This is a genomic window from Phenylobacterium sp. (assembly GCF_004799395.1).
In the GTDB taxonomy this organism is placed as follows: Bacteria; Pseudomonadota; Alphaproteobacteria; order Caulobacterales; family Caulobacteraceae; genus Phenylobacterium.
In genome coordinates this window covers 1-5,380 of sequence record NZ_SSMZ01000236.1, presented here as the reverse complement: position 1 = coordinate 5,380, position 5,380 = coordinate 1, and the positions used below count along the sequence as shown (strand labels likewise).

Genomic DNA, 5,380 nt, shown 5'->3' with positions numbered 1-5,380 from the left:
GGGCAGTCCGGCCCGCAGCCGCCGGTAGCTCGCGTAGACCCCGGCGAAGATGGTGACGTTCATGGCCGCTACCGCCAGGAGGAACAGCGCCGAGACGATGGTGCTGACGATCCCGCCCAACCCTTGCAGGGCCCGGAAGGCGCCTAGCAGGTTGGCGGCGCCAGCGACCGCCATGGTGACCAGCATCACCACGGAAGCGTGGCCGATGGCGAAGAAGAAACCCACGCCGACGGGCCTCTGTCCGGATTGCATCAGCTTGCGGGTGACGTTGTCGATCGCAGCGATGTGGTCGGCGTCGACCGCATGCCGCAGGCCGAGGCCATAGGTGACCAGGGCCACGCCCAGCAGCACGGGACGGTCGCGGAAGCTGGCGATCGCCCAGCCCCAGGCGCCGAGATTCAGCGCGGCCAGGATGCCGTAGGTGAGCGCAAGGCGCCGACGGAACGGACCGTCCTGCCGGGCGAGCCAGCGCCCCACGAGGGTCCGGCCTTGCGGCGCGCCGGCCGCGCCATCCCCAGACGCAACCGCAGACATCAGCCCTTTCCGCCGGCGACGCTGGACCCGGCCTGCGCGACAAGGCGCGCCTGGAGCCGCGCCATGGCCTCCACGGCCGGCTGGGATCCCTCGCCGAGGTGGTGCCGCGTGGCGATCCACGCCGGATCGTTGAACGCGATCCAGGCGACCGCCTCGCTGTCCTGCCAGACGAGGGCCTTCAAGGGCAGGTCGATCCCCACGGTCGGATGGCTGGCCATCAGCGGCGTCCCGGCGTGAGGATTCCCGAACAGCAGCAGGTCGAGCGGTGGGAGGCTGGCGCCGGCGCTTCGGGCCGCGGCCGCCTGGTCGATGTGGGCGAAGAGGGTCAGGCCCGCCTCGGCGATGGCGTCTTTGAGCCGGTCCACGGTCTCCTTCGCGCTGAAGCGGCTGCAGATGACCTTCAAGCCTTCAACCGGCATGGCGCTCGGTTCCTGGTTGGGCAATGAGGGCCGCGGCCAGGAGGGCGAGCGCCAGCCCCACCGCCTCGGCCGCGAGATGCGCCCCGGCGACGGCGGGCGACGGCGCGAGGCCGGCGGCCAGCGCCGCGGCGGTGATGGCCGGATTGGCGGCCGGCGCGGCGGGAAGCCCCACCACCGTCATCATCACCCAGCCGCCCACCGCGAAGGGACCGACGCCGGCCGGCCGCATCCGGGGCGCGCCCAGCACCAGCGTCATCAGCCCGGCCGTGGCGAAGAGCTCGGCGGCGAGCAGTGCGGTCCAGTCCAGTGGCTCCGCCGACGCCGCGGCGACCGGACCGAAGGCCAGGACCGCCAGGCGGGCGGCGAGCACGGCGCCGGCGACCTGCGCCCCGACGTAGGCGGCCAGGCACGCGCCGTTGCGGCGTCCGGTCATCCACTGCGACAGGCTGATCAGGGGGTTGTAGTGGCCGCCCGAGACCTGGCCGAAGACCAGGATCAAGGCCGTCAGCGCCGGACCGATCGCCAGGCCGCGCGCGGCCGGCGCCGCGGCGGCTGTGCCCGACTGCGCCAGGCCGGACGCCATCACCGTGAACACCAGCAGGAAGGTCCCGATCGCCTCTGCGCCGGCGCGCTGGGCGAGCGACAGGCTGGGGTCGGCCTCGAAGAAGCAGGTCCCGTCCCGACGCGGACCCTGAGCGGTCACGATTCAGCGCTAGGCGCCGGCTCGGCGAAGCGCGCCGCAACTTCGTCCATCTTCCGCGCCAGGTCCGACGGATGGAGGATCTGCTTCTGATAGAGCAGGTTCGCGAAGCAGACGATCCAGCGCTCGTAGTAGGTCAGCTTCCCGACCATCTCGCTGCCCAGGGACTCGACCCCGCGGCGCTTCTCCTCGGTGTTGATGATCTTGTGGAAATCGAGGACGTCGGCGAGCGCGTGGCAGCGTTTCTCCCACGGCGCCATCTCGTGGTCGCTCCAGACGATGGGATCGGAAGAGGTCCCGCCGATGTCGTTGGGCAGGCGCTTGGTCAGCTGCTCGGTGTCGGTCATTGGCGCGGGGCTCCGGGGGGATCGATCACGGCCACGCCGATCATGGTGTCGCGGGTGACCAGGTTCGCGAGCTCGCTCTCGGAGAACTGCTCCGTGCCGGCCGGCCGGCGGGGCAGGACGAGGTAGCGGACGATGGCGGTGGAATCGCTGACCCGAACCTCCACGTCGTCCGGGATCTGCGCCCCGAATTCGGCGAGCACCGCGCGCGGCTCGGAGATCGCCCGGGCGCGGTAGGGCTTCAGCTTGTACCAGTCCGGCGGCAGCCCCAGCACCGGGCGCGGGTAGCAGGAGCAGAGGGTGCAGACGATCAGGTTGTGCACCCGCTCGGTGTTCTCGAGCACGATCAGCTGGGTATCGTCATAGAAGGAAATGCCGAGCTCCTCGCAGCCCACCCGACCGTCGGCGAGCAGGCGGCGCTTGAAGTCCGGGTCCATCCACGCGCGGGCGACCGCCTTGGCGCCCAGGGCGGGGGTGCGCGAATCCAGCACATCGATCTGGCGGCAGATCTCGCCGGCCTCGAACAGGCCCCGCTCGACCAGGAGCTCGGTCACGGCGGCGGTCATGAGGTCGTAGTAGCCGGGCCCGCCGTCCTGGGTGATCTCCGCATGCGGATGATTGTGGTCGTGTGAGTGGTCGTGGACGGCGGACATCAGGCCCTCTCCAGCCAGGTTTGGAAGACTTCGATAAGCAGCTGATCGGTGGCGCCGCCCACGTAACCGGGCCAGACCTCGGCCATCGGAAAGGCCACCCTGTAATAGTGGCCTTTGGAGCCGGCGTTGCGGCCGTAGCCCTCTTCCTCGTTGTCCACCGCCATCGGGCGGATCACCGCGACGACGTCGCCGGTCTTGCCGCGCAGGTAGCGGGGCACACGGTAGTGGCCGATGGGCGAGCGCGTCATGACGCGCACGGTGTCGCCGGGCTCGAAGCCGGGCGCCTCTCCGGTCGCCAGGACGACGTCGCCGCGCAGGTCGAGGGGCGCGAGGACTTGGCCGGTCATGATGCGGTCTCCAAGGCGCTGGCGACGATCTGGTCGCAAAGCAGGGAGAGCTCGGCGCCCAGCGCCTTCAGCTCGCGGTTCCGGTAGCGCTCGAAGGCCCTGACAGGATCGAACCAGCGCAACGCGATGCCGGTGTCCTCGGTGAGCACCGCGAATTTCAAGGGGACTTCCAGGACCGCCGCCGGGTCCGCATCGAGGAGGCGCTTCATGTAGCGCGGGTGGAAGAAGAGCAGTTGGCGCGCCGGTCCGATCTCGATGTTGGCCTGGCGGAGCAGGGTCTGCGGGTTGATCTCGTGCAGCACCCAGACATCCGCTGCGACGATTGCGGCCTTCAGGGCGTCCACGACCGTCTCCAGCGACGCAGACGTCCCGCGGACCTGCTGGAAGATCGGCTCGCTGGAGACAGTCATGGGGCCACCCGTCGCGTCAGCGTGGGAGTCGCGCGGCGATGCCCGCGGCCGCGCGCCGGGACGCCGAGGCGCAGTCGGGCGGGGTCGAGGGCGGAACGACCCGCAGGAGCCCGGCGCCGGGTTGGGGGAGTGAGCGTCGGGCTTGTCATGGGGACCTCTCGGTGACGCCATCACGGTAGATGGACCCCCGCGGCCGGTATTCGAGGCGCGCACGCCGGCTTTCCGCTTCGAACGGCGTCGGCTGGCAATATGCCTGGCCCGGCGTGACGCGGGCGGCGACGGGTCCTAGAGCGTCAGCCGAGATCGCCCTGGGAGCCACGCGCCATGACCCGCCAACCCGACATGAAGGCCCTGGTCGTCGACCGCCCGGACGGGCCCTTCGAGCTGGTCGATCGGCCGCGCCCGAGCCCAGGCGACGGCGAGGTGCTGGTCCGGGTCGCGGCCAGCGGGGTCAATCCGCTCGACACCAAGATCCGGGCCGGCGCGGCGGCGCATGCGCGCCACACCCTGCCGGCAATCCTCGGGCTGGATCTCGCCGGCGTGGTCGAGGCCGTCGGCGCCGACGTCGAGGGCTTCCACCCGGGCGACGAGGTCTATGGCATGACCGGTGGGGTGGGCGGCGTGGCGGGCTCGCTCGCCGAATACGCCGTGGTCGACGCCGACCTTCTCGCCCGCAAGCCGTCCAACCTCTCCATGCGTGAAGCCGCGGCTCTCCCCCTCGTGGTGATCACGGCGTGGGAAGGGCTGGTGGATCGCGCCAATGTCCAGGCCGGACAGACCGTGCTCGTACAGGCGGGCGCGGGCGGCGTGGGCCACGTGGCCGTGCAAATCGCCAAGGCCTTTGGGGCGGACGTCTTCGCTACCTACCGTGGCCAGCGCGCCGACTTTCTCCGGTCTCTCGGGGCGACACCGATCGACATCGAGGCGATGACCGTCGAGGCCTATGTCGCGGAGCATACCGCCGGCCGCGGCTTCGACCTGGTCTACGACACCCTCGGCGGGCCGATCCTCGATGCGTCCTTCGCCGCGGCGCGCAAGTTCGGCCACGTGGTCAGCTGCCTGGGCTGGGGCAATCACGCGCTCGCGCCGCTGTCGTTCAAGGGCGGCACCTATTCGGGCGTCTTCACCCTCCTGCCTTTGCTGACCGGCGAGGGCCGTGCGCGGCACGGCGCGATACTGGCGGAAGCGGCGCGCCTCGTGGAGGCGGGCAAGCTGGCGCCGCGGCTCGATCCCCGGGCGTTTGACCTCGCCACCGCCGGCGACGCCCACGCGGCGATCTCCGAGGGCAACGCGGACGGCAAGGTGGTCGTCTCGATCCGTTGACGGCTGGGGGTCGACGGACCGACTAGCGTGTCGGTGCGTCCGCGATCTGAACCTGGACCACCGGACCGGCATTGTCCGGCGTTCCCTCCGCGATCACCAGGTAGCGCCGCGGCGCCGTTGCGTCGCCACGGACAAGCTGGCGGATGGGTCCCGTGGCGTCGACGATCGCTGCGCCGGCCGGATTGGTGGTGAAGGCCGCGAGGGGCTGGAGAGCGCCCGTTCCGTTCGGGTGTTCCGCGAGGGCCAGGACGTAGGGCGTCTCCGGCACGAGCCCGGTCGCGGCCGCCTGGAGGATCTGCACAAGCCCCTGGTCGAAGAGGCTTACGCTGGTGGGCGTTGAGGCGGCGGCGCCAACTGGAGCGAGGGTCACGTGGGCGACCTGGCCCGCTAGGCCGAGCGGCTGCAGGTTCTGGCGCCCGTCACCGTCGGGCACCGCGTTCGGGACGTAGGCGATCCCCTGCGACGCCTGGCCGGTCGGCACCTTGGCGATCACCGTGTTGGTCAAGGTATCGATCGCGACCATCGCGTCGCCGTTCTCGAGGCCAGTGTAGATCCGCTTGCCGTCGCCCGAGGGCCAGATGCCGTGCGGCAGCGCGCCCACTGGGATAGTGGCGACCAGGCTGAAGTCGTCGCGGCGATAAACCTGCACC

At 70.9% G+C, this 5,380-nt stretch carries 8 protein-coding genes and 1 pseudogene; 1 reads left to right on the top strand and 8 read right to left on the bottom strand.

Features of this window, described 5'->3' with window-relative positions:
* The 7 genes from E8A12_RS14920 to E8A12_RS14890 form a co-directional block, all read right to left on the bottom strand.
* Positions 1–534: hypothetical protein (locus tag E8A12_RS14920; RefSeq protein ID WP_293370176.1), on the bottom strand; the 534-nt coding region annotated here is incomplete at its 3' end.
* Positions 534–953, bottom strand: a complete 420-nt coding sequence (locus E8A12_RS14915) for a DUF302 domain-containing protein (protein ID WP_293370174.1) — start codon at positions 951–953, stop codon at positions 534–536. The genes E8A12_RS14920 and E8A12_RS14915, both read right to left, overlap by 1 nt.
* Entirely contained in the window at positions 943–1,656 is a 714-nt protein-coding gene (locus tag E8A12_RS14910) for an aquaporin (protein WP_293370172.1), read from the bottom strand. The genes E8A12_RS14915 and E8A12_RS14910 overlap by 11 nt, the downstream gene beginning before the upstream one ends.
* On the bottom strand, positions 1,653–2,000 hold the full coding sequence (locus E8A12_RS14905; protein ID WP_293370170.1) for an SH3-like domain-containing protein: 348 nt from the start codon (positions 1,998–2,000) through the stop codon (positions 1,653–1,655). The genes E8A12_RS14910 and E8A12_RS14905 overlap by 4 nt, the downstream gene beginning before the upstream one ends.
* Positions 1,997–2,650 carry a nitrile hydratase subunit alpha gene (locus E8A12_RS14900; RefSeq protein ID WP_293370168.1) on the bottom strand — a complete coding sequence of 218 codons (654 nt, stop codon included), beginning with the start codon at positions 2,648–2,650 and terminating at the stop codon, positions 1,997–1,999. The genes E8A12_RS14905 and E8A12_RS14900 overlap by 4 nt, the downstream gene beginning before the upstream one ends.
* Positions 2,650–2,997: an SH3-like domain-containing protein gene (locus tag E8A12_RS14895; protein WP_293370166.1), complete on the bottom strand. Its 348-nt coding sequence runs from the start codon at positions 2,995–2,997 to the stop codon at positions 2,650–2,652. Before E8A12_RS14895 ends, E8A12_RS14900 begins: the two co-directional genes overlap by 1 nt.
* Positions 2,994–3,407: a DUF302 domain-containing protein gene (locus E8A12_RS14890; protein WP_293370163.1), complete on the bottom strand. Its 414-nt coding sequence runs from the start codon at positions 3,405–3,407 to the stop codon at positions 2,994–2,996. The genes E8A12_RS14895 and E8A12_RS14890 overlap by 4 nt, the downstream gene beginning before the upstream one ends.
* A 324-nt stretch (positions 3,408–3,731) precedes the next feature.
* Between E8A12_RS14890 and E8A12_RS14885 the strand changes: the two genes are divergently transcribed.
* On the top strand, positions 3,732–4,730 hold the full coding sequence (locus E8A12_RS14885) for a zinc-dependent alcohol dehydrogenase family protein (protein ID WP_293370160.1): 999 nt from the start codon (positions 3,732–3,734) through the stop codon (positions 4,728–4,730).
* 22 nt (positions 4,731–4,752) lie between these two features.
* Here the strand turns inward: E8A12_RS14885 and E8A12_RS14880 are convergent.
* Positions 4,753–5,380 (bottom strand): annotated as a pseudogene (locus E8A12_RS14880) (hypothetical protein); the annotation flags it as partial.